Source organism: Algoriphagus chordae (assembly GCF_003254055.1).
Lineage (GTDB): Bacteria > Bacteroidota > Bacteroidia > Cytophagales > Cyclobacteriaceae > Algoriphagus > Algoriphagus chordae.
On record NZ_QKZT01000006.1, the window covers coordinates 194,031 to 217,025 of the forward strand.

The following is a 22,995-nucleotide window of genomic DNA, read 5'->3' on the forward strand; positions in this document are numbered from 1 at the left end:
AAATTTGTACTGGAAATCACATTTCTTTACTTACCAAATATGCGGTATAGCCCAAATAGAACACTAATAGTAGCGCAGCTTCCCAACGATCTAGTTTTTTGCGTACACCAGTAAACATCGCGATGAATAAGAAAATCGTTCCTGCCCCAAGTATATAAAGATCAGTATTGAACGTGACTGTATATTCAAGTGGATTGATTAGAGAGCTAAGGCCTAGAATGAGAAAGATATTGAATATGTTAGAGCCAATGATATTCCCAATTGCGATATCATTATTCTTTTTTATGGAAGCTACCACAGAAGTTGCCAATTCAGGTAAAGAAGTTCCTGCTGCAACGATGGTAAGGCCTATAATTTTCTCACTAATTCCAAGAGTTTGAGCCATTGTCACCGCAGTATCTACCACTAGTTTACCTCCAAAAACAAGCCCTGCCAGACCAGTTAAAATCAAACCCCAGATCTTTGGGGTACTGTATTTTTTTAGGATGATATCATTATTGTCAGGTTCGGACTTTAGCTGGGTAAATACATAAAAGAGGAAAGCTCCAAAAAACATAAGGAGAATGGCTCCGTCCATTGCTGAAAGTCCGGTTGACTCCTGGAGGAAAAAATTATTTGTCAGTAATAGTAAGATAATGACGGCTAGGAATGAAAGTGGGATTTCTTTCCAAACCGAGCTTGATTGTACTGAAAGTGGCATAATCAGTCCTGCAATGCCTAAGATAATGTACAGATTGAAATTATTTGAACCGATTACATTGCCAAATACTATATCCGGGTAGCCACCCATGGAAGCCACCGAATTAACAACTAATTCAGGTGCAGATGTTCCAAATGCGACTATTGTCAGTCCAATAGCCAGGTCCGAAATATTATGTTTTTTTGCCAAAACTGACGCTCCATCAACTAACCAATCCGCTCCTTTTACAAGCATTAGTAGCCCTAGAACCAATAGAATAATTGGTAGAATCATTTCAAAAATTAGATTTAGAAATTGAGAGAAACTGGCATTCCTTTTCTTAAGTATTCCATCAAAAATACTCTTAAAAAGCATCCCAAAATCGGCAAAGGGTGGAATTATTTTCGGGTAAACTGAAGCGAATTATGTCGATATTTTTGAGCAAATTTTATTTGATTTTGGTTTTGTTACAAATAGTTATACTTTTCGTAATACTCTTTAAATCAAAATATTATGAAACTGTTTTGCTTTTCCTTATTGCTTTTGAGCACGCTGACTTTGACTAATATTTATGCTCAAGGTTCTATGCCTGCTCATATCAAAGAACGAATCACTTATCCCGCGCTAGATTTCCACCCTTGGATAGGAGTAATGTCTGTTGAAGATCCAGTAATGCGCTATGATCCGACCTTGGATTATAAAGTAGCAATAGATCTCTATGGGAAAATTAATGATTCTACAGCTATTCATCCGGCCATTTTGGAGGTTGCCCGTACCTACAATCTGAATATTGCCAATGGAGTGCCGGCTGAAAAAATTCAATTGGCAGCAGTAATCCATGGTGGATTAGTACAAGCAATCCTTACTGACGAAGACTATCAACAAAAATATGGTTTAAGTAACCCAAATATTGTAGCGATAAAAGCATTAGAAGAGGTTGGTGTCAAGTTTTATGTATGTGGCCAAAGTATGGGTTTTTATACGCTCAATGCTGGGAATATCACTCCTATGGTCAAAATGGCTATTTCTGCCAAGACCACTTTTATTACCCTTGATCAGATGGGGTATTCTTATCTCAATGTGAGTGAGGATTGATTTTGGCGAATTTTTTATGACTAACAAATACTTTGGCTTCATAGTCTGAGTAAACATTCGGATTTTAGAGAAGAAGGAATAAGCCATAGCTCCAGTATGTTTTCAGTTGAAGAGGGTATAAGCATTTACTAGTGGAGTATAAAACCTCATTCTGCTGCTTTATTCCTTATGAATTCCAATGAGATTGCCATGTGTTTGGGTCGGCAGCCTTATGAGCTATGGTTAGCTCTAGATGTTTTTTTAATAATCTTGAGTGGAGTTAGTCCACAAAAAAAGCCACTTTTTCAGTGGCTGCATGATTTGTATTCTGTGTTTGTTTCTCATTGATCCTCACAGTTTAGGATCGTATGACAATTCTAATTGATAATTAAGTAGAATAGGCTAGAAATAAAAAGAGCTCGATAGAATATCGAGCTCTTTTAGTATAGTTTGGAGGCTAATTACTTCACTTCGAAGCTAGCTCTTCTTGCCATTTGTCTAGCATCAGCAGACGATTTGTCTACGCTAGTGTCTTCGCCATATCCTTTGTAAGATAATCTAGAAGCATCTACACCAGAAGCAACGATTAGATCATATACAGACTTAGCTCTTCTCTCAGAAAGTTTCATGTTGTAATCTTCTGGGCCTAATTCATCAGCATATCCTTTGATTTCAACACTTACTCCTGGATTCTTTTTCAAGAAGTTAGATACATAGCTAGCAGCGCTAGTAGAGTATCCAAGCGGCTTAGCGCTATCGAATGCATAGTAAACGTTAACATAACCGTCATTGATAGCTTTCTTGAAGAAATCAAGTTGCTCTTTTACTTCTTCAACTGGACATCCGTTAGTAGATGCTGGGCCAGGAAGGAATGGACACTTATCCATGTGATCAGGAGTACCGTCACCGTCAGAATCCATAGTTCCACCATGAGAATCAACTCTTGCTCCAGCTGGAGTGTTAGGCTCTTTGTCCAAGTAATCTGGAACACCATCGCCATCAGAATCTTTCAACATATCTTTGATACCGTTGATCTGAGTAGCAAGCTCTTCTTTAGTAGCATATTTGTCAGCTGCGATGAACCAATCTGCATGCTCCTCATTCTTACCTAGGTAAAATTGAAGTCCAATAGAACCTGTCCACCAATTACTGTTAGCTCCGAAGAATCCAGGATCATTAGGTCCGATAGCAGAAGCACCATCCCAAGTTACAGACTGACGACCGTTGATGACAGTACTAATATCACCTACTAAAGCGATACTTTTACCTAGCTTCAACTGCGGCGTGACACCAACGATGAAGTTATAAACGTCATCAGTGTAATCAGCGTAAAGATTTTCCTGAGGTTTCACAGCTCCGATACCAGCACCAGCATGACCTAATAGGCCAAATGATCTAGAGAATGATTCGAAGTTCATGATTCGACCAAGGTTTGCAACTCCTTGTAGATTCAAGCGAAAGTACTTGGTGTCAAAAGAACCTGTAGCAGCATCATCGTGCCCAGCCTCCTTCATAGAGCCAAAACCGTAATCCAGCTTCAAACCGAATTTTTCGTTGAACATGTACCTAGCGCCTACTTCGATGTGACCAAGGTTTAAGGATGGAGAAAGATATCCCGGAGTAAGTGGTGCCATAGGTTTGTTAAAACCTCCGCCCAATTCTAGGGAGAACTTGTCGAATTCCTGTGCGTTTGCTCCGAATGCCAAAGCGCCTGCAATTACTGTTGATAGTATTAGTTTTTTCATAACAAAAAATTTTTGTTCAAATTTTAAGTGTTGATTGATGTGAATACAAATTTATAAACTTTTTATTTACTACAAATCTAGCTGAATTATTTTAAACCCTATTCCGGTAAAAAAATAATTTCTAACTTTTTTCAAATTTAGTAATGAAATATTAACATAATTTATGCCAAAATGAAAATTTTATTAGAAATCCTCAAACAAAGTGGCGTTTCGGGTGATGAATCTATAACGTCCGATTTTCTTTTGCAATATATAGACCAACGAAAGAATAATTGGAATGTTTTGCCAATAATCTATTCTGGAGAGGATTTCCATGATTGTATTTTACTCAAATTTGGAAAGCCTAGAACTGCTGTTTTTGCACATATGGACACCATTGGATTTATGGTACGGTATGGTAATCAGTTGATTAGTGTAGGAGGGCCAGAGATTATTCCAGGAACAAATCTAGAAGGATCTGACTCGATGGGGGAAGTGAAGTGTAAATTGGTTGGCACTGAACATGACATATCTCATGATTTTCCACGAGGTATAGATCCTGGTACTCGACTTTCTTTCTCTCAAAACATTAGAATTGATGATGAATTTATTCAAGCAGCCTATTTGGATAATAGATTAGGATTGTATTCTGCCCTAAAACTTTGCGAAACTATCAGTGATGGCTGGGTTGTTTTTTCTACCTATGAAGAACATGGTGGCGGAAGTATGCCGTTTTTGCTGAAATTTATACAAGAGACCTCTCCCATTAAACAAGCACTAATAGCAGATATAACCTGGATTACTGAAGGTGTTCAGTTTCATAATGGAGTTGTGATATCTATACGTGACAAATATATTCCAAGGAAAAAGTTTATTGATAAAATCATTAAGCTGGCTAAAGAAAGTGGAATTCCCTTTCAGCTTGAAGTAGAGGAGTATGGAGGTAGTGATGGGCGTGAGGTTCAGTTTTCTCCTTATGCGATCGATTGGTGTTTTATAGGTGCTGCGGAGGATAATGTGCATACGCCAGATGAAAAAGTATCATTAGTAGATTTGGAAGCCATGTTAAATATTTATCCATATTTAATGGATAGACTTTAAAAAACTGGAATGAACGTAACAGTAAAAGACAAAGAATTCGAGATTTACCTCTCCGCTGAGGAAATTAATCAACGGAATTCCCAGCTTGGGCAAGCCATCACGCAGGATTTTGCGGAGCAAGAACTAGTAGTATTGGGGATTTTGAATGGTTCCTTTGTATTTATGGCAGATCTGTGTAGGCATATAGCCTTACCACTTACGGCCACATTTATTAAGATCAGTAGCTACGCTGGGACGGAATCTACAGGTAAAGTTCGCTCCGTGTTGGGTTTGGAAGAAAAAATTGAAGGTAAAAATGTGCTTATTGTAGAGGATATAGTTGATACTGGAATCAGCATGAATCATTTGTTAAAGACGCTTTCTGCCTTCAATCCAGCTAAACTTTCCATTGTTACCTTACTACATAAACCTGAGGCTTTTCAGTTTAATTATGCTTTGGATTATGTCGGTTTTGAAATTCCCAATAAATTTGTGGTCGGTTACGGCCTTGATTACGATGGTTTGGGTAGGAATCTGCCCGGTATTTATCAACTCAGTACTCCTTAAATAATAGACTTACGAATGTATAATATTGTATTATTTGGCCCTCCGGGTGCAGGCAAAGGCACTCAAAGTGAAAAACTCATACAGAGATACGGACTTACTCACCTGTCAACGGGGGATTTATTCAGAAAGCATCTCGGTGAAGGAACGGAGCTAGGTCAGCTTGCCAAAAAATATATGAATGAGGGGCGTTTGGTTCCTGATGAAGTGGTGATCGGCATGGTTGAGGATAAAATCAATGAAACGAAAGATGCTCGAGGCTTTATTTTTGACGGATTTCCAAGGACAACAGCACAAGCGGAGGCATTAGACGAAATGCTGTCTCACCATTCTCTTGCAATTAATGGAATGATTGCATTACAAGTCCCAGAGGAAGTACTAAGAGCTAGAATCATGGAAAGAGGCAAAACCTCTAACCGTGTAGATGATCAAGACGACGAGAAAATCAGCACGCGTATTAAAGTGTACTTGGATGAAACACTCCCTGTGGCTGACTACTATGCTTCCCAAGGCAAACTTCAGAAAATCAATGGTGTAGGTGAGATCGATCAGATCTTCTCTGATATCACTTCAGTAATAGATAGCTACTGATTGCCTTTAATTTCCTAATTTTGCAATTCATATTTGGCTAGGCTTTTAAGCTTAGCCTTTTTTCTTTATCAAAAAATGGCTGATTCAAATTTCATAGATTACGTTAAGTTCTGCTCTAGATCAGGGGCAGGTGGACCAGGATCGACACATTTCCGAAGAGAAAAGCATGTTCCTAAAGGAGGTCCAGATGGTGGAGATGGAGGAAGAGGTGGACACATTATAGTAAGGGGTACTACCCAAGTGTGGACTTTGCTTCACCTGAAATATAAAAAGCATGTGATCGCCGATGCCGGCAAAAGTGGAGAAGGAGGGCGAAGAACTGGTGCAGATGGAAAGGATATGATTTTGGAAGTTCCTCTGGGTACAATTGCGAAAGATGCAGAGACCGGAGAGAAAAGATTTGAAATCACCGAAGATGGGCAAGAAGTAATTCTGACAAGAGGGGGTAGAGGTGGCTTAGGAAATGATCATTTCAAAAGCGCTACAAACCAAGCTCCTCACTATTCACAACCCGGCGAAGAAGGGATAGAGGAATGGATCATCTTAGAATTGAAGCTTTTGGCTGATGTTGGCCTAGTTGGTTTTCCTAATGCTGGTAAATCTACTTTGCTGTCCTCTATATCTGCAGCGAGACCAGAGATAGGTGATTATCCATTTACTACTTTGGTTCCCAATTTGGGAGTTGTTGGCTATCGAGGTGATCAATCCTTCGTAATGGCCGATATTCCTGGGATTATTGAAGGAGCTGCGGAAGGAAAAGGTCTTGGCATTAGATTCCTTAGGCATATTGAGCGTAATTCTATATTACTTTTTATGGTGCCTGCTGATGCTGCTGATATCGCGGAGCAATACAGAATCTTATTGGGTGAGCTGGAGAAGTATAATCCAGAGCTTCTAGATAAGCGAAGGCTCTTGGCGATCTCCAAAGCTGACATGCTAGACGATGAGCTCGTAAAGGAAATGGAGAAAGAAGTGCCGGAAGGTGTTCCTCACGTTTTCATTTCTTCAGTCTCTCAGTACAATCTTGACAGGCTCAAGGATCTAATCTGGCAGGCTATTCACGAAGGTTAAGGTGTCAGTTTGTCAGAGAATGAGCACTGGCAACAATATTGTTAAACCCATATCTCCAACTATTGTCTATTTCAATTATGAGTAATAAAGAACAAGTGGATCAAGAAATGAATCTTAAGGACGAGAATTTAAACGAAGAAATGACGGAGAACAGTTCTCCAGAAATGGATTTCGAAGGTGAAGAGCCTCAGGTAGGTTCAGATGATCAAAAACTGGCCTACGAAGTAGCTGACCTGAAAGATAAATACCTTCGTCTTTACTCAGATTTTGAGAACTATAGAAAAAGAACTGCTAAGGAGCGATTGGATCTTATTTCCACTGCCTCTGAAGATGTGTTAAGTGATTTGATTCCAGTGGTGGATGATTTCGAGCGAGCATTTAAGGCAAGTGAGAATGAAGAAGAAGTATCAAAAGTGAGAGAGGGTAATTATCTTATTTTTCAAAAACTAGTAAAAATTTTAGGTTCAAAAGGCCTCAAGCCAATGGAAGACCTGATTGGTAAGCCTTTCGATGCAGAGACACAGGAGGCTATCACGCAGATTCCTGCGCCTAGTGCAGAGCTGAAAGGGAAAGTAGTAGATGTGATAGAGAAAGGTTACGTGTTAGGAGATAAAGTAGTACGCTACGCAAAAGTGGTGACAGGAGCATAATATTATGGCGAAAAGAGATTATTACGAAGTATTAGGAGTGACGAAGTCTGCTGCAGCGGATGAAATAAAAAAAGCATACAGGAAACTTGCGATTAAATATCACCCAGATAAGAATCCAGACAATCCTGAAGCTGAAGATAAATTTAAGGAGGCAGCAGAGGCTTATGAAGTCCTAAGCAATCCTGAGAAAAAACAACGATACGATCAATTTGGTCATCAAGGCGTAGGCGGTGCTGGAGGATTTGGCGGCGGTGGAATGAATATGGATGACATCTTCTCCCAGTTCGGCGATATTTTCGGCGGTGGTGGTGGAGGAGGATTTGGGTCTTTCTTCGGTGGCGGCGGCGGTGGTCGACGTACCAAGAAGGGAACGAACCTTCGTGTGAAGATGAAATTGACTCTTGCCGAGATTGCCAATGGTGTAGAGAAGAAGATCAAAGTGAAGCGTCATTTGATAGCAGATGGGGTGACATTCAAATCCTGCTCTGCTTGTCAAGGTTCTGGACAGGTGAAGAAGGTAGTCAATACCATGTTGGGTCAAATGGTTTCGGCAAGTACCTGTGGAGTATGTGGCGGTAGCGGTCAGATTGTTGACAAAAAGCCAGCAGATGCAGACGCTAGAGGTCTTATCGTAAAGGAAGAAGTTATCTCTATCAATATTCCAGGTGGAGTTGCAGAAGGAATGCAGCTGAGTATGTCTGGAAAAGGAAATGAAATTCCAGGTGGAGTAGCCGGTGATTTACTTATCGTCATAGAGGAAATTGAGGATAAAGTTCTTCAGCGCGATGGAAACAATGTGATCTTTGATCTATACGTTTCCTTTGTCGACGCAGCACTTGGAGCTTCCATAGAAGTACCTACCATAGAAGGGAAAGTTAAGATCAAGATTGATCAGGGAACTCAAAGCGGTAAAATGCTTCGATTAAAAGGTAAAGGGATCAAGGATATCAATGGTTATACCAAAGGAGATCAGTTGATCATGGTAAACGTTTGGACTCCTACCCATTTATCAAGAGAAGAAAAAGAAGCTTTAGAAGCCTTGAGGGATTCAGAAAATTTCAAACCTGACCCAGGAAACTCTGAGAAATCATTCTTCGATAAGATGAAAGAGTTCTTTTAATATAAAAAAAGCCAGAAGCAATTCTGGCTTTTTTTATATTTTTAAAAAACCTTTTCAAAGTCGCCTCGTAACCTAACCGTATGCTTAGAAAATTGTGTCTGCTTTTTCTGATTATGATTGGATGGGTAGCTGTGGGTAAGGCGCAACTGGTCAAAGAGTTTAAAGCGATAGAAAGAGACGGTTTTGATATGGTCGCTCTTGAGTTTACTACTTATAAGAGTACTACTCAGTTGAGGAAAACCAAATCTTCGGATCCGGTCTATATTCATGGACATCTTGATAAAACGAATATACTCCCAGTTTTTTCAGAGAAAATCTCAAATAATATTCTTCAGGCTTCACTGATTCATAAGAATGTGGAGTCCGAAAACTTAGGGAAAAGTATTACTTCCAAGCTTTTCTCAGGGGCAGATAGTGATTTTGATCATAGCTGGGATGTAAGCCTGAGTACCAATTACCTCTATCATCTTGATTTTAATTTGGGAATGGGTAGGTCTGATTTTGACTTGGCCAATCTCACCATCTCGCAGCTTAAAGTGAAAAGCGCCTCTGCTGATGTCAGGATACATTATGGTAGCGACTCTCCCAATCAGATTCAGATGGATACCCTGCTGGTGACCTTGAATATGGGTACAGTAGTGATAAATAATGCCAATTTCACCAATGCCAAAAGAATGATTTTTGAGGTGAATTATGGCAAAATTGATTTGAATTTTTCTGAAGGAATGCACAATGCTACACATGTGATCGCTGCAGTGGGTGCAGGATCGCTTCATTTACATTTGCCTGATGATTCTTTTCCGATCAAAATAAAAATGAGAACCACGGCGATGTGTAAAACCACTTTGCCCAAATATTTAAAAACCTTAGAGAAAGGTACTTACATCACCAAGGGCTATGATGCCGACGATCCGAGATTGATGGAATTAATTCTAGATGTCGGAGTGGGTTCATTAATTGTAGAATAATCCCTACTTTTTGGAATATGCTGAAAATAGAAAAGCTCAATAAATCTTACGGAGCAAATAAAGCGCTTACAGATGTGGATTTGAATGTGTCTGAAGGACTGGTGTTCGGTCTGCTAGGTCCCAATGGCGCTGGGAAAACCACTTTAATACGAATTATCAATCAGATCATAGATAGTGATAGTGGTGAAGTCTATATAGGAGGGGAGCTTTTGGCACCCAAGCATATCGAGTTGATAGGATATTTGCCAGAGGAGCGAGGGCTGTACAAGAAAATGAAAGTTTGGGATCAGATGCTTTATTTTGCCAGACTCAAAGGACTCAGCGCTCAGGAAGCTAAGATAAAAATCAAATACTGGCTCGAAAAGCTAGAAATGGATACTTGGAAGGACAAGAAGATCGAAGATCTGTCCAAAGGAATGGCCCAAAAAGTCCAGTTTATCTCTACTATTATCCACAATCCACCCCTATTAATTCTCGACGAACCCTTTTCAGGTTTTGATCCGGTGAATGCAGAGATTATCAAAAATGAGATTTTGGAACTCAAAGCTAAAGGCACCACGGTCATTCTCAGTACGCATAGGATGGAATCGGTAGAGCTTCTATGTGATCAAGTAGCCATGATCAATCGTTCCAAGAAAATCCTAGATGGCTCGATCAAGCGGGTGAAATCAATCTATAGACCTGAGGTTTATTCCGTCACTCTGGATCATCTCACCAAAGAGCTACCGACGGAATGGATATCAAAGGAAGATGAGGGGACTTATAGTTTTACACTTCCACTTAGCGGTAAGGCTCCCAATGAGCTGCTCAATGAACTCATGCAATATGGACAAGTGAACAGATTTCAGGAGCTAATTCCGAGTATGGAAGAAATTTTTATTCACCAGGTAAAATCAACAGAAAATGGATAAGATCTGGTTAGTCATTCAGCGAGAGTATGTTTCGCGGGTCAAAAAGAAATCGTTTTTACTGGTCACCTTATTGACTCCTTTGATTTTTCCTGCCATCATGGGGGTTTTCGTGTGGATAGCCTTGGCAGAAGAGGACAGCCAAGCCCTGCGGATCATCGAGGTAGTAGATGACAATAAGCTTTTTTTTTTGGAAAGTTCGGAGCAATATGCCTTCTCTTTTTCGGATGCAAGTCCCGAGGAAGCGAAGCAGCTCGTGCAAGATGGGAATCGCTATGGTTTTCTGCATATCCCCAAATTCGACATCAAAGATCCTGGAGGGATCTCATTTTACGGAGAAGAAAACCCTAGCATGAGTTTGATCTCTTACTTGGAGAATAATCTGCGAAAGAAAATCGAAGAACAACGGCTTTTTGAAAGTGGGATAGATCCCAAAATCATCAATGATGTACGAACCAAAGTAGCGATCAAATCCATAACGCTGGATGAAGAGGGTACCGAAACGGTCTCTGATGCCACGGTGAATTATGTCATAGGCTTTGTCGCGGGTATTTTGATTTACATGTTTATTTTCATCTATGGAAATCAGATCATGCAGGGCGTGATAGAGGAAAAATCAAGTCGTATCGTTGAGATACTAGTCTCTTCACTTAAGCCATTTCAGCTGATGCTGGGCAAAATCATTGGGATTGCTGGGGTAGGACTTACGCAGCTTCTGATCTGGATTCTGTTAATTGGTACACTGACTACAATTGTGACCGGTTTTCTCGGGATGCAAATGCCACAGCAGCAAGCGATGGAATTGGCCAATCCAGAAATGGCGCAGGGTTTAGCGCAAAATACGGAGATGGGGGATATTCTTCAGGTGATCTCAGGGATCAATTATGTACAGATTGTATTCAGTTTCGTGTTTTACTTCTTGGGAGGCTATTTACTTTATGGAGCCTTATTTGCCGCGATTGGGTCGGCAGTAGATGCTCCTTCCGATGCACAGCAGTTTATGTTGCCAGTGACTATCCCATTGGTTGTTGCTTATATGGGCTTGTTTGTGTTTATTCTAAACGACCCTACCAGCACCACCTCCTTTTGGCTTTCAATCCTACCACTTACCTCTCCGATTGCAATGATGGGAAGGGTGAGCTATGGCGTACCTTTTTGGGAACTTGCACTTTCGATGGGCTTGCTGATTCTTGGATTTCTATTCACTACCTGGGTGGCGGGAAAAATTTATAGAATTGGAATCCTGATGCATGGAACCAAACCAGGCTACAAAACACTATGGAAGTGGATTAAGACAAATAATTGAGAAGCTAAAATCCTTGTATTAAGTTGCAAGACATACGTATCAAGCTGGTAGAGCCAAGAATCTAGAGTCTAGGAGTATGGATTAAGGCTATAAAAAAATCCCGATCAGTTTCTGGTCGGGATTTTAGTTTGGGGGATTTTTTATCTCAAATATGCAGAAAGCATCCACACTACTTTTTCTTTTTCTGTGATGTAATCACTCATCAACGAGGCTGTTCCCTCATCACCAGATTCGCCTGCAGCTTCCAAGGTTTCTCTTTCCAGTTGCAAAAGCGTATTCATATTTGATTTGATCGTCTCCACCATTTTGGTAGGTTCGTTGATCTCTTTGGCTTCTTGGATAGAAGCTTTGTCAATGTATTCTTGGTAGGAAGAGAGAGGTCTAGCTCCAAGCGTAAGAATTCGTTCGGCTGTTTCGTCTACTGCTAGGTTCGCAGCATTGTATAGTTCTTCAAACTTGGCATGCAGCTCAAAGAAATTTGGGCCTGATACATTCCAATGAAAATTCCTCAAATTCTGATAGTAAACCTGGTAGTTTGCGAGCAAGTCGTTAAGCTTTTCCACCAAAACCTTACTTTCTTTGATTTCTAATCCGATGTCGTTCGTTTTCATATATTTATTTGTTTTTCAATGGTCATATGGAATCTCGCATGCAAATTTATCAGCTCGGACTGTGAGGCCAGACTGATACTCGATTTCATATTTCAGTTGTTTAATTTTCTCTGCTTGAATTAAAGTATAAATTTACTCAATAGGTCATTGACTTCCCAACTGATAAAATCTATATCCAAGTCATACTATCTATGTGATTGGGAAGTTAGTAACGATAGTAATTCACCTTTGATTAATGAAAAAAAGATTTCAAGACCTTACCTCCTTAGACTTTTATACCAATAAGAAGCAAGTCAAATGGATTGTGGTTGCTGCCTCCTTGATTATAGGGGCGGGTTCGATATGGTACACCAATAGCCTCGTGGAGGAATTGCGCGAGCGGGAGAGACGACAGATAGAGTTGCTTTCCAGTGCGCTGGAATATGCGGCCACTACGATGGAAAACCTGACCTTTATCAATCAGGAGATCATTCAGCAGAATTATTCCATTCCTATCATCATGGTGGATGATTCGGCAAATCCCATAGAATTCAGAAATATCCCTTTTAAGAAGAATGCAAATGCCGAGGATTCTGTCAAAACCCTGAAGCGTGAATTAGCTGAGATGCGGGCTGAGTACGAACCTATCCTACTGCCTGAGGCGGATATTCAAGTATATTATAGAAACTCCGAATTGCTGATCAATCTAAAATACTATCCCTACGTACAGTTGGGGGTAATATTGATTTTTGGGGTATTGGCTTATGCGCTTTTCAACCAAAGTAAAATCGCCGAACAAAATCGTGTCTGGGCTGGACTGACCAAGGAAACAGCTCATCAGCTCGGAACGCCTATTGCCTCACTCATGGCTTGGATAGATTACCTGCGAAATTCTCCCGTCTGGGATGAAAATAAAGAAATCATCACTGAAATGGACAAGGATGTGGTGAAGCTGAGGATGGTGACTGAGCGATTTAGCAGTATAGGAAGCAAGCCTGTGATCCAATCAGGAAATGTCTTTGAGACGATCGAAGATACGATCAATTACCTACGTCCGAGGATTTCTACCAAGGTGGAAATGAATATTTATGCAGATGCCAAAGATCTGGATGCTATGATGAATAAGCCACTTTTTGAATGGGTGATTGAGAATATTTGTAAAAATGCCGTGGATGCGATGAAGGGCAAAGGGAAAATTGACATTGAGATTCTTCAGGATAGTGATAAGTATGTCATCGTAGATATCACTGATACGGGAAAAGGAATGGAGAAGCGCATGTACAGACGCGTATTCAATCCGGGTTTTTCCACTCGCCAAAGAGGTTGGGGCTTAGGATTGACACTTGCTAAAAGAATAGTAGAAGGATATCATGGAGGTAAAATCTTCGTCAAACATTCCGAAGTAGGCAAAGGAACCACCTTCCGGATATTGCTTCATGGAAGTCATGAGGGAGCATCTCAGTTTATTACAGAAGGAATTCTTGAGTATTGACTTTGAGTATTTAGGAATTACGATATACGATTTACGAGATCCTCGATAGAGTTAAGCGACAATTACAATTCTGAGCTTAGAATAGAAAATTCATGAATTGAGACTTCACAAACGTAGATTCGCGCCAACCTTAATCGACAGATAAGATTGGCGGGAATCTACGTTATTTTTCTGCGTCGATCTGCGGGGACTTTTTGGAGACTTTCAGAAATAAATGAAGATAAACTTGTAGGCAAAGAACGAAGTGCCAATTGAACTCGTAAATCCAAAATCGTAATTCGTAAATTCTTTCCAGCTATTTTTTCCCTACCTTTGCAGCCTTAATTTGATGTCCCCCATGAGTTTGAAAGAAGAAATCCAGAAGCGTAGAACCTTTGCAATTATTGCTCACCCCGATGCTGGTAAGACCACTTTGACTGAGAAGTTGTTGCTTTTTGGCGGAGCGATCCAGACTGCCGGTGCGGTGAAATCGAATAAAATTGATACGGGAACCAAGTCGGATTGGATGGCGATAGAGAAGCAAAGAGGTATCTCTGTGGCTACTTCTGTCATGGGCTTCGAATACAAAGACATCAAAATCAACTTGCTTGATACGCCTGGTCACCAGGATTTTGCGGAAGATACCTACCGTACGCTGACTGCGGTCGATTCAGTAATTATGGTGATTGACTGCGTAAAAGGCGTGGAGATTCAGACGGAGAAACTCATGGAAGTTTGTCGGATGAGAAATACGCCAGTGATCTGCTTTATCAATAAACTCGATAGAGAAGGTCGTGATCCGTACGAACTGATCGAAGAAGTGGAGCAAAAATTGAACATTCAGTGCCGTCCGCTCTCTTGGCCTATCGGGATGGGAAAAAGCTTCAAGGGCGTTTACAATCTTTTTGATCACAAACTCAATCTGTTTACTCCTTCTCAGAGAAAGCTTAGTGATGTTCGTCAATCTTTTGAAGATGTTCAGGATCCTGAACTAGACAAATTGATTGGACAAAGCTACGCCGATCAGCTCCGTGAAGATGTGGAATTGATCGAGGGAGTTTATCCAGACTTCGATCCCACAGAGTATTTGGAGGGAAAAGTAGCTCCGGTATTCTTTGGCTCTGCCGTAAATAACTTCGGGATCAATGAGATGTTGGATACCTTTATCAAAATCGCTCCAGCGCCTAAAAGCCGTAGAACGGAAGATCGTGAAGTGAAGCCGGATGAGAAGAAATTTTCGGGTTTTGTATTTAAGATCCACGCCAATATGGATCCAAATCACCGGAATAGGATTGCTTTCTTGAGAATATGCTCAGGTACTTTTGAGCGAAATAAGCCTTACAATCATGTGCGTGGGCCAAAGCCATTGCGCTTTTCTAATGTCACCCAGTTTATGGCGCAGGATAAGGAAATGATTGATGAGGCATTTCCAGGAGATATTGTAGGTCTATATGATACTGGAAATCTGAAAATCGGAGATACGCTGACGGATGGCGAAGACATGCAGTTTGTGGGTATTCCAAGTTTCTCTCCGGAGATTTTCCGTGAAGTGGTGAACAAGGATGCGATGAAAACCAAGCAACTCGAAAAAGGCTTGAAGCAACTCATGGAAGAAGGAGTGGCACAGATGTTCACCTTCGATATGGGTTCTAGGAAAGTAGTCGGTACTGTCGGCCAACTTCAGTTTGAAGTAATTCAGTTCCGACTGAAAAATGAATACAACGCCACGGTAGAGTTTCATCCGATGAACCTGTATAAAGCCTGCTGGATCACGAGTAAGGATAAGAAACAACTGGAGGAATTTGTCCGCTCCAAAAACCGTCACATCGCTCATGATAAAGATGGAAAGCTGGTCTTTATGGCTGAATCAAAAGCCTGGCTGCAGATGGTGATGGATAATTATCCTGAGATAGAATTCCACTTTACTTCGGATATTTAATTATTAGACTTTTTAATATACCATAAGCGCCAGCAACCCAAGATTTATTACAATTCTGATAATGAAGGCTATGTTATTCTTACGTGGTTTCTCAATTTCGTTCTTATGCTTTACACTCTGAAAGAGGAAGTATGCTGAGCCAATAATTGTCAAGGAAACTAGGATGATCAAGGGGAGAGTTAGGAATTCTAGCCCACTTATTCTTCTTATCATGGCATTTAAGATATAAGAAATCAAAGTCACCACAGATCCTATGGAATGGGCTTTTTGGATTTGAGATAAGATAGTGTAATCAGTATTTTTCATAATTGAATAACAATATTTGTCTAGCAGAAATGAGGAAAGAGCGGCTTAAAATAAGGCTCTCTATAAGATTTAGGCTACTTCTGTCTCCCGTCACTCGTGCTGACCGAAGTCGAAGCATCGGTCACCCAGCATCGGGCATCGGACTTCCCAAAAACACCTCATCAAACTCAAACCGCTGTCCATTAAACAATCCCTTGTCACTTAGTTTCAGGTCAGGAATAACCAGCAACGCCATAAAACTCAGCGTCATAAAAGGAGAGTTAAGCGTGGCTCCCATTTCCTTGGCTAATCTATCGATTCGTGTGTAAGCAGCTGCTATTTCATAGCCATCTGAAGCTGACATAATTCCTCCTACTGGAAGTGGAAGTATTTCTTCCTGATCTCCAGAAACGGCAGAAACTCCCCCTTTTGCAGCGATGATTAGATTCACCGCCTTGCAGATAGATTCATCATCGATGCCGACTGCGATGATATTATGTGAGTCGTGACCAACTGAAGAAGCGATGGCCCCGATTTTCAACCCAAAGTTCTTGATAAAAGCCACAGCTGGGGGAGCATCTTCGTAGCGATTGACCACTGTGATTTTCAGGATGTCTTCAGCTGGATTTGATTCGGCGAAGCCATTTTTGATTAGAATTTCTCCTTTGATCTCCGGCGTAATCAATTGTCCATCCAAGGCTTCGATCACTCTGACTGTGGAGCCATTTGCTTTGAGTTGGAAGTCTTCTGGCTTTTTCGGGGGGCAATTGAAGTTGTTGATTATCTCGTTTTTAGTCCGCTGTATTAAGGTCTTTCCATTTTCAGCTACTTTTTCTCCATCTATATAAGTGCTGATGACTTGGAAATCTTTCAGGTCTTTCACAAGAATAAAGTCTGCTGGGTCTCCTTCTCTTAGTTGTCCCACATTCATCGCATAGTGAGCGATAGGATTCAGACAAGCTGCCTTAAGTACATTAAACACATCTTTGCCTTTCGCGATAGCTCTGGCTGCCAGTTCATTGATATGAGAAACTGCCAGATTATCGGGATGCTTATCGTCTGAGCAAAACATAATCATCTCAGGGTATTCATCGATCAGATCTATCAGCGCCTCGAAATTTTTCGCAGCAGATCCTTCACGGATGGAGATTTTCATCCCAAGTTTTAATTTCCCTAAGGCTTCCTCAGCGCTGAAGCACTCATGATCGGTACTTGGGCCAGCGCTCACGTATTTCTCTGCCAGTTCTCCTTTTAGTCCTGGCGCATGTCCATCGATGGGTTTGTCGTATTTTTTAGAGATTCGGATTTTCTCCATCACCATTTCATCCCGATTCACTGTTCCAGGCCAATTCATCATTTCTGCCAAGTAATGAATCTCGGGTCTGGACATTAGGTTTTCTATATCTGCAGCATTGATTTCTCCGCCAGCCGTCTCAAAAGGAGTTGCCGGAACGCAAGAGGGTGCGCCGAAGTAGAACTTGAAAGGAACCTGCTTTCCGTTTTCTATCATGTATTCCACGCCTTGCATTCCGCAGACATTGGCGATCTCATGCGGATCAGAGACTGTCGCCACCGTACCATGAACTACAGCGAGTCTGGCGAATTCGGAAGGGACTAACATCGAACTCTCCACATGCACATGCGCATCGATAAAGCCGGGCATCAAATAAGGCAAGGAAGAATCCGCTTCGATTTTTTCCAGTTTAGTTATTTTCCCGTCTGCCACACTGAGAGAGACAGCAAAGATTTCACGGTTTGGGATATCTACGAATTGACCTTGGATCTGCATAAAAATGTAGGGGAATTTAATTGGAGAGAATCTGTATAAGCGATTCGCTGCCATGGGTTGGGGATAGGTTTAGATTAAAACTACTATATTTGCGCAGTAATAAAAAAACGAATTAAGCGGGTTTTTTGAATGAATAAAATCGTCATCGCCATCGATGGATATTCGGGATGTGGGAAGAGCTCCACGGCCAAAGCAGTTGCAAAGGATTTGGGATATACTTACATCGATTCCGGAGCCATGTATAGAGCGGCGACGCTTCACTTTTTGAACAGTTTTCTTTCGCCAGCCAATCCACATGATGTGGAAAAGGGGCTGAAATCACTAGAAATTTCTTTTCACCTCAATCCGGATACGCTCAAGCAGGAGACTTATCTCAATGGATTGAATGTGGAAAATGAGATCCGCAGCATGCGTATTTCCAATAAAGTATCTGAAATCGCCACTATTGCGGCTGTCAGAAAAGAGTTAGTCGCGCAGCAGCAGCGCCTAGGAAAGAAAAAAGGGGTGGTCATGGACGGCCGTGATATAGGCTCAGTAGTATTTCCTAATGCGGATCTGAAGGTTTTTATGACTGCGGATTTGGATACCCGGGCGGTTAGAAGGCAAGATGAGTTGTTGGAGAAAGGTGAGCTAGTTGATCTAGCCGACATCAAGGCCAATCTTGCCGAGCGGGACCGAGTGGATTCTTCGCGGGCAGAAAGTCCCTTGAAGAAAATGCCAGATGCTGTGGAGGTAGATACAAGTAATAGTACCTTTGCGGAGCAAGTGGGAAAGATTGTCCACATCGCAAGACAAATCATTGATAAACAAGAGAGCTATGCAGGTAACCATTGATTCAAACTCTGGGTATTGCTTCGGTGTCGAATTTGCCATAAAGATGGCAGAGGATGAGATGGAGCAAAGCGATCAGCTGTATTGCCTAGGCGATATCGTGCACAATGACATGGAGGTTTCTAGACTAAGCGCCAAGGGGTTGGTGGTGATCGACCGGGAGCAATTGTCAAAATTGCATGATTGCAAGGTGTTGATCCGTGCACACGGTGAGCCGCCAGAGACCTATAGAACTGCCATTGAGAATAATATCGAGTTGATAGATGCTTCCTGTCCAGTGGTGCTGAAGCTTCAGCATAGAGTGAAAAGCGCTTTTGACAAGATGGAGCGTGAGGAAGGTCAGATAGTGATTTATGGCAAAAAAGGCCATGCCGAAGTAATTGGCTTGACTGGTCAGACCTTAGAAAAAGCTATCGTAGTGATGGAAGAATCTGATTTGGATAAAATTGATTTTTCCAGACCGGTGACACTTTTCAGTCAGACTACAAAAAGCACTAAAGGGTTTTATGAGATTTCTCAAAAAATAGAAGATCGTATTCAAGCCTCCAAACAAGAATTGAGTCGGGAGACCTACAATGCAAATGACTCTATTTGTCGCCAGGTCTCCAATCGTGAGCCTCAGTTACATCGTTTTTCGCAGATAAATGATGTGATCTTATTTGTGTCTGGCAAGAAAAGCTCCAATGGTAAGGCATTGTATCAAGTTTGCTTAGGGCAAAATGAAAGAAGTTACTTCATAGAAAATGAGACTGAGATAAATCCAGACTGGTTTCAAAATGCTGAAAAAGTAGGTATTTGTGGTGCTACTTCTACGCCAATGTGGCTAATGGAGCAAGTGAAGTCTTATGTGGAGTCACTAGAAGAAAGAGTGCTTTCAGTGTAAAATTCGATTAGTTTAAAATCTTAGGAAGCCATTCTTCCAAAAGTTCAAACAATAAAGTTCATATACGCTCAGAATAAAAAGGTTATTTATTAGATTTGGAGCGTTTTTCAAAAGCTCATAGTTCAAAAACAGATATGTCTAAAATAGTGAAGCTTAAGAAAGGTTTTGACATCAATATGGCGGGAAAGGCTAAGCAAGAGCTAGCTGATTTCGCCCCGGCGCAAACCTTCGCAATTAAGCCGACAGACTTTATTGGGCTCCAGCGCCCTAAAGTACTTGTCAATGAAGGAGATACCGTAAAGGCAGGTACTCCAATCCTGATCGACAAAGCATTGGATCAAGTGATATATGCGGCTCCTGTTTCCGGCAAAGTTGTCGAGATAAAGAGAGGGGATCGTCGTAAATTGCTTGAAGTCAAGATTTTGGCGGATGCTACCATTACACACGAGCAGTTTGCAGCAGTTGATCTTGCTTCTCTAGATAGAGATGCTTTAGCAGCTACACTAGCAGCTAGTGGCACATGGCCTAATATCATCCAAAGACCTTACGGTATAGTAGCAAATCCTGCTGATACTCCTAAGAGTATCTTTATTTCCGCTTTTGATACCAATCCACTTGCTCCAGATTATGCTTTTACGCTAAAAGGACAAGAGAAGTATCTACAAGCAGGAATCGAGGCATTGGCGAAGTTGACTTCTGGTAAGGTTCATCTGAATGTAGATGGTTCTAAGGCTGTTCCAGCGATTTTCTCAGATTTGAAAGGCGCTCAAATGAACAAGTTCTCTGGACCACATCCTGCAGGTAATGTAGGTGTGCAGATACATCACCTAGATCCTATCAACAAAGGCGATATTGCCTGGACGGTCTCTCCAGTTGGACTTGCCCAAATCGGTAAATTCATTTTGGAAGGTGTTTTTGATGCTTCTAGAATAATAGCTGTCACTGGATCTGAATTGACCACAGCCGCTTATGTAAAGACTTACAGCGGTGCTTGTGTTTCTACTTTCGTGAAAGGCAATCTTAATTCAGGGCATGTAAGAGTAATATCCGGGAATGTACTGACAGGTGAGAAAATTGCCTTGGAAGGCTTCCTTGGTTTTTATAGCAGCCAGATCACCGTGATTCCTGAAGGAGACTATGAAGAATTCTTAGGGTGGATCAAGCCAACTGCATCCAAGTTAAGTTTCAGTAGAGCATTGGGTATTTTCTCCTTTTTGAATAAAGGAGAATTTAAAGTTGATACCAATGCACATGGAGAAGAGAGACCTTTCGTAGTGTCAGGAGTATTTGAAAAAGTACTTCCTATGGACATTCTCCCAACATATTTATTCAAAGCCATCGTAACAGAGGATTTTGATGAGATGGAGGAGCTAGGGCTTTACGAGATTATAGAAGAAGATGTAGCCTTGTGCGAATTTGTAGATCCATCGAAAAATGATCTGCAGGAATTGGTAAGAAGTGGGATTGAATTATTAATGTATAGTTAACATATGAAGGCATTACAAAACTTATTTGATAAGCTAAAGCCGAATTTCGAAAAGGGAGGAAAGTGGGAGAAATTTCACACGCTTTACGAAGGACACCGGACGATTGCTTTTGCACCAGATTTAACTACCAAGGCAAAAGGAGCTCAGATTAAAGATGCTGTAGATTTGAAGCGTGTGATGATCACTGTGGTAATTGCCATGATCCCAGCACTGCTTTTCGGAGTATTAAATGTGGGATATCAACATTTTTTGGCAACTGGTCAGGAAGCTACAGTTATGGACAAAGCACTTTTCGGTGCGATGGCAGTGTTGCCAACTCTGATTGTATCTTATGCTGTTGGTCTATTGACTGAATTTACATTCTGTGTAATCAGAAATCACCCGATTAGTGAAGGATACCTTGTTTCAGGGATGTTGATCGCTTTGGTGATGCCTCCATTTATACCATTATGGCAAGTGGCACTGGCTACGATTTTTGCTGTGGTAATTGGTAAGGAAGTATTCGGTGGAACAGGGATGAATATCTTGAACGTAGCAATGACTGCTAGAGCCTTCTTGTATTTCGCATATCCTGCTCAGATCTCAGGTGACCAAGTTTGGACTTACCTGAGTGATGCCACAGCAGTAGATGGATTCTCAGGTGCTACTGCACTTTCTGTAGCATACAATGCAGGTGTGGATGGAACTCACTCAGTGGTGGAGGCACTGTCGACACACAATGCGGGTATCGGTGGAGATTACAGTTTTATGAATCTATTTATGGGTTGGGTTCCTGGTTCAATCGGAGAGACCTCGACATTGATGGCATTAATAGGAGCAGTCATTTTGATTGGAACTGGAGTAGCTAGCTGGAAGATTATCGTTTCTGGTTTTGCAGGAGCATACATTATGGGATTTGTAATGAATCTCTTTGCAGTAAATGAATACATGGCTATGCCTCCTCAGTATCACTGGGTGATGGGCGGCTTGGCATTCGGTATTGTCTTTATGGCAACTGATCCAGTGTCTGCAGCACAGACTGAAACAGGTAAATGGATTTACGGTCTGTTGATCGGAGTTCTTACTGTGATCATTCGAGTGACTAATCCAGCATATCCTGAGGGAATTATGCTAGCGGTTCTGTTCATGAACGTGTTCGCTCCATTGATCGATTATTATGTAGTTAAGGCAAACAAAACAAGGAGGTTACAACGTGCAACAGTCTAATACTTATATTATTACGTTCTCCGTCATCTTGACGGTAGTTTTGGGATTACTTCTTTCTGGTACTTCTCAGTTACTAGGACCATTGCAGAAAGAGGCAATTGCTCTGGACAACAAAAAGCAGATCCTTGGAGCTGTTATTCCTGGCGAACAGATAGCGGCCATGACTCCTAAGGAGGTCAATGAGTTCTATAGCAGCAGAATAGCTTCTGTAGTAGTGGATATCTCTGGCAAAGAAGTGACTGAGCAGGGAGGAACTGCAGTGACTGCTGAGACAGTAGATATTGCAAAGAACTATAAGAAACCTGCTGAGGATAGATTGTACCCAGTTTATATTTTCCATAGTGAAGGAAATCCTGATGATGTTGCTAATTACGTGTTGCCACTTTATGGTGCAGGTCTTTGGGATGCTATCTGGGGATATGTTTCATTGGACACTGATATGAATACTGTAGGAGGTATCACGCTAGCTCACGCAGGTGAAACTCCAGGTTTGGGAGCAAGAATCACCGAGCCAGGTGTACAGGCTAGGTATGAAGGAAAGACGATTTTTGACGAATCTGGAGATCTTGTAGCAATAGAGATGCAAAAGGGTGAAGGAAAAGATTATTCTGGCGATCCTCATGAGGTGGATGGATTGTCAGGTGCTACCATTACTGCAAAAGGTGTAAATAATATGCTAAGAAATTATCTTGGTTATTATAAGGCATACATTGAAAACAAAAAGTCATCTACTGCTGTAGCTGCACTTTAATCGAACTATCAACTCAAGAATTTTATAC

General features: G+C 41.3%; 22 protein-coding genes. 17 read left to right on the top strand and 5 right to left on the bottom strand.

The genetic code is table 11. The features are described 5' to 3' along the window. Window positions 1–16: 16 nt before the first annotated feature. Window positions 17–973 (bottom strand): calcium/sodium antiporter, encoded by a 957-nt coding sequence (locus tag LV85_RS08515; RefSeq protein ID WP_111318447.1) that lies wholly within the window; start codon window positions 971–973, stop codon window positions 17–19. Window positions 974–1,192: 219 nt separating this feature from the next. On the opposite strand from LV85_RS08515, the gene LV85_RS08520 reads away from it, so the two are divergent. Then, entirely contained in the window at window positions 1,193–1,774 is a 582-nt protein-coding gene (locus tag LV85_RS08520) for a DsrE family protein (RefSeq protein WP_111318298.1), read from the top strand. Window positions 1,775–2,214: 440 nt separating this feature from the next. On the opposite strand, the gene LV85_RS08525 is transcribed toward LV85_RS08520, so the two are convergent. Continuing rightward, window positions 2,215–3,498 carry an OmpA family protein gene (locus LV85_RS08525; protein ID WP_111318300.1) on the bottom strand — a complete coding sequence of 428 codons (1,284 nt, stop codon included), beginning with the start codon at window positions 3,496–3,498 and terminating at the stop codon, window positions 2,215–2,217. Window positions 3,499–3,669: 171 nt separating this feature from the next. Between LV85_RS08525 and LV85_RS08530 the strand changes: the two genes are divergently transcribed. From LV85_RS08530 to LV85_RS08570, 9 genes are all read left to right on the top strand, one after another. Next, window positions 3,670–4,578 carry a zinc-binding metallopeptidase family protein gene (locus tag LV85_RS08530; protein ID WP_111318302.1) on the top strand — a complete coding sequence of 303 codons (909 nt, stop codon included), beginning with the start codon at window positions 3,670–3,672 and terminating at the stop codon, window positions 4,576–4,578. 9 nt (window positions 4,579–4,587) lie between these two features. After that, window positions 4,588–5,124 (top strand): hypoxanthine phosphoribosyltransferase, encoded by a 537-nt coding sequence (gene hpt / locus LV85_RS08535; RefSeq protein WP_111318304.1) that lies wholly within the window; start codon window positions 4,588–4,590, stop codon window positions 5,122–5,124. A 15-nt stretch (window positions 5,125–5,139) separates the two neighbouring features. After that, the gene (locus LV85_RS08540) at window positions 5,140–5,712 is read left to right on the top strand and encodes an adenylate kinase (protein WP_111318306.1); all 573 of its coding nucleotides are present in this window, start codon (window positions 5,140–5,142) and stop codon (window positions 5,710–5,712) included. 75 nt (window positions 5,713–5,787) lie between these two features. Continuing rightward, window positions 5,788–6,783, top strand: a complete 996-nt coding sequence (obgE, locus tag LV85_RS08545) for a GTPase ObgE (protein WP_111318308.1) — start codon at window positions 5,788–5,790, stop codon at window positions 6,781–6,783. Window positions 6,784–6,860: 77 nt separating this feature from the next. Continuing rightward, window positions 6,861–7,433 carry a nucleotide exchange factor GrpE gene (locus LV85_RS08550; RefSeq protein WP_111318310.1) on the top strand — a complete coding sequence of 191 codons (573 nt, stop codon included), beginning with the start codon at window positions 6,861–6,863 and terminating at the stop codon, window positions 7,431–7,433. A 4-nt stretch (window positions 7,434–7,437) separates the two neighbouring features. Continuing rightward, window positions 7,438–8,553 carry a molecular chaperone DnaJ gene (dnaJ, locus tag LV85_RS08555; protein WP_111318312.1) on the top strand — a complete coding sequence of 372 codons (1,116 nt, stop codon included), beginning with the start codon at window positions 7,438–7,440 and terminating at the stop codon, window positions 8,551–8,553. Window positions 8,554–8,633: 80 nt separating this feature from the next. Continuing rightward, window positions 8,634–9,521, top strand: coding sequence for a DUF4097 family beta strand repeat-containing protein (locus tag LV85_RS08560; RefSeq protein WP_245942221.1), 888 nt, complete (start codon window positions 8,634–8,636; stop codon window positions 9,519–9,521). 17 nt (window positions 9,522–9,538) lie between these two features. Further along, window positions 9,539–10,432, top strand: a complete 894-nt coding sequence (locus tag LV85_RS08565) for an ABC transporter ATP-binding protein (protein ID WP_111318314.1) — start codon at window positions 9,539–9,541, stop codon at window positions 10,430–10,432. Continuing rightward, window positions 10,425–11,735 (top strand): ABC transporter permease, encoded by a 1,311-nt coding sequence (locus LV85_RS08570; RefSeq protein ID WP_111318316.1) that lies wholly within the window; start codon window positions 10,425–10,427, stop codon window positions 11,733–11,735. Before LV85_RS08565 ends, LV85_RS08570 begins: the two co-directional genes overlap by 8 nt. A gap of 140 nt (window positions 11,736–11,875) precedes the next feature. Here the strand turns inward: LV85_RS08570 and LV85_RS08575 are convergent, their stop codons facing one another. Further along, the gene (locus LV85_RS08575; protein WP_111318318.1) at window positions 11,876–12,346 is read right to left on the bottom strand and encodes a Dps family protein; all 471 of its coding nucleotides are present in this window, start codon (window positions 12,344–12,346) and stop codon (window positions 11,876–11,878) included. A gap of 235 nt (window positions 12,347–12,581) precedes the next feature. On the opposite strand from LV85_RS08575, the gene LV85_RS08580 reads away from it, so the two are divergent. Continuing rightward, window positions 12,582–13,817 (top strand): sensor histidine kinase, encoded by a 1,236-nt coding sequence (locus tag LV85_RS08580; protein ID WP_111318320.1) that lies wholly within the window; start codon window positions 12,582–12,584, stop codon window positions 13,815–13,817. Window positions 13,818–14,154: 337 nt separating this feature from the next. Continuing rightward, window positions 14,155–15,735: a peptide chain release factor 3 gene (locus tag LV85_RS08585; RefSeq protein ID WP_111318322.1), complete on the top strand. Its 1,581-nt coding sequence runs from the start codon at window positions 14,155–14,157 to the stop codon at window positions 15,733–15,735. A gap of 12 nt (window positions 15,736–15,747) precedes the next feature. Here LV85_RS08585 and LV85_RS08590 read toward each other — a convergent pair whose 3' ends face one another. Both LV85_RS08590 and ade read right to left on the bottom strand, forming a co-directional pair. Continuing rightward, window positions 15,748–16,041: a hypothetical protein gene (locus LV85_RS08590; protein ID WP_111318324.1), complete on the bottom strand. Its 294-nt coding sequence runs from the start codon at window positions 16,039–16,041 to the stop codon at window positions 15,748–15,750. A 121-nt stretch (window positions 16,042–16,162) separates the two neighbouring features. Then, window positions 16,163–17,863, bottom strand: a complete 1,701-nt coding sequence (gene ade, locus LV85_RS08595) for an adenine deaminase (RefSeq protein WP_394336116.1) — start codon at window positions 17,861–17,863, stop codon at window positions 16,163–16,165. A gap of 75 nt (window positions 17,864–17,938) precedes the next feature. On the opposite strand from ade, the gene cmk reads away from it, so the two are divergent. The 5 genes from cmk (at window position 17,939) to nqrC (ending at window position 22,967) form a co-directional block, all read left to right on the top strand. Continuing rightward, on the top strand, window positions 17,939–18,643 hold the full coding sequence (gene cmk, locus LV85_RS08600; protein WP_111318326.1) for a (d)CMP kinase: 705 nt from the start codon (window positions 17,939–17,941) through the stop codon (window positions 18,641–18,643). Beyond that, complete coding sequence (locus LV85_RS08605; RefSeq protein WP_111318328.1) at window positions 18,627–19,523, top strand: 4-hydroxy-3-methylbut-2-enyl diphosphate reductase; 897 nt, start codon at window positions 18,627–18,629, stop codon at window positions 19,521–19,523. Before cmk ends, LV85_RS08605 begins: the two co-directional genes overlap by 17 nt. 134 nt (window positions 19,524–19,657) lie before the next feature. Next, window positions 19,658–21,010, top strand: a complete 1,353-nt coding sequence (locus LV85_RS08610) for a Na(+)-translocating NADH-quinone reductase subunit A (RefSeq protein WP_111318330.1) — start codon at window positions 19,658–19,660, stop codon at window positions 21,008–21,010. A gap of 3 nt (window positions 21,011–21,013) precedes the next feature. Further along, window positions 21,014–22,216, top strand: coding sequence for an NADH:ubiquinone reductase (Na(+)-transporting) subunit B (locus LV85_RS08615; RefSeq protein WP_111318332.1), 1,203 nt, complete (start codon window positions 21,014–21,016; stop codon window positions 22,214–22,216). Next, window positions 22,203–22,967, top strand: coding sequence for an NADH:ubiquinone reductase (Na(+)-transporting) subunit C (nqrC, locus tag LV85_RS08620; RefSeq protein ID WP_111318334.1), 765 nt, complete (start codon window positions 22,203–22,205; stop codon window positions 22,965–22,967). The genes LV85_RS08615 and nqrC overlap by 14 nt, the downstream gene beginning before the upstream one ends. The last annotated feature ends 28 nt before the right edge of the window (window positions 22,968–22,995 follow it).

What these genes read in the sequence shown, in the direction of transcription:
- LV85_RS08520 (WP_111318298.1), top strand. Translation starts at nt 1,193, where the DNA reads ATGAAACTGTTTTGCTTTTCCTTATTGCTTTTGAGCACGCTGACTTTG.
- LV85_RS08605 (WP_111318328.1), top strand. Translation starts at nt 18,627, where the DNA reads ATGCAGGTAACCATTGATTCAAACTCTGGGTATTGCTTCGGTGTCGAA.
- LV85_RS08550 (WP_111318310.1), top strand. Translation starts at nt 6,861, where the DNA reads ATGAGTAATAAAGAACAAGTGGATCAAGAAATGAATCTTAAGGACGAG.
- LV85_RS08610 (WP_111318330.1), top strand. Translation starts at nt 19,658, where the DNA reads ATGTCTAAAATAGTGAAGCTTAAGAAAGGTTTTGACATCAATATGGCG.
- LV85_RS08575 (WP_111318318.1), bottom strand. Translation starts at nt 12,346, where the DNA reads ATGAAAACGAACGACATCGGATTAGAAATCAAAGAAAGTAAGGTTTTG.
- LV85_RS08590 (WP_111318324.1), bottom strand. Translation starts at nt 16,041, where the DNA reads ATGAAAAATACTGATTACACTATCTTATCTCAAATCCAAAAAGCCCAT.
- LV85_RS08530 (WP_111318302.1), top strand. Translation starts at nt 3,670, where the DNA reads ATGAAAATTTTATTAGAAATCCTCAAACAAAGTGGCGTTTCGGGTGAT.
- LV85_RS08560 (WP_245942221.1), top strand. Translation starts at nt 8,634, where the DNA reads ATGCTTAGAAAATTGTGTCTGCTTTTTCTGATTATGATTGGATGGGTA.
- LV85_RS08515 (WP_111318447.1), bottom strand. Translation starts at nt 973, where the DNA reads ATGATTCTACCAATTATTCTATTGGTTCTAGGGCTACTAATGCTTGTA.
- LV85_RS08570 (WP_111318316.1), top strand. Translation starts at nt 10,425, where the DNA reads ATGGATAAGATCTGGTTAGTCATTCAGCGAGAGTATGTTTCGCGGGTC.
- LV85_RS08525 (WP_111318300.1), bottom strand. Translation starts at nt 3,498, where the DNA reads ATGAAAAAACTAATACTATCAACAGTAATTGCAGGCGCTTTGGCATTC.
- hpt (WP_111318304.1), top strand. Translation starts at nt 4,588, where the DNA reads ATGAACGTAACAGTAAAAGACAAAGAATTCGAGATTTACCTCTCCGCT.
- LV85_RS08565 (WP_111318314.1), top strand. Translation starts at nt 9,539, where the DNA reads ATGCTGAAAATAGAAAAGCTCAATAAATCTTACGGAGCAAATAAAGCG.
- ade (WP_394336116.1), bottom strand. Translation starts at nt 17,863, where the DNA reads ATGGCAGCGAATCGCTTATACAGATTCTCTCCAATTAAATTCCCCTAC.
- LV85_RS08615 (WP_111318332.1), top strand. Translation starts at nt 21,014, where the DNA reads ATGAAGGCATTACAAAACTTATTTGATAAGCTAAAGCCGAATTTCGAA.
- LV85_RS08585 (WP_111318322.1), top strand. Translation starts at nt 14,155, where the DNA reads ATGAGTTTGAAAGAAGAAATCCAGAAGCGTAGAACCTTTGCAATTATT.
- cmk (WP_111318326.1), top strand. Translation starts at nt 17,939, where the DNA reads ATGAATAAAATCGTCATCGCCATCGATGGATATTCGGGATGTGGGAAG.
- dnaJ (WP_111318312.1), top strand. Translation starts at nt 7,438, where the DNA reads ATGGCGAAAAGAGATTATTACGAAGTATTAGGAGTGACGAAGTCTGCT.
- obgE (WP_111318308.1), top strand. Translation starts at nt 5,788, where the DNA reads ATGGCTGATTCAAATTTCATAGATTACGTTAAGTTCTGCTCTAGATCA.
- LV85_RS08540 (WP_111318306.1), top strand. Translation starts at nt 5,140, where the DNA reads ATGTATAATATTGTATTATTTGGCCCTCCGGGTGCAGGCAAAGGCACT.
- LV85_RS08580 (WP_111318320.1), top strand. Translation starts at nt 12,582, where the DNA reads ATGAAAAAAAGATTTCAAGACCTTACCTCCTTAGACTTTTATACCAAT.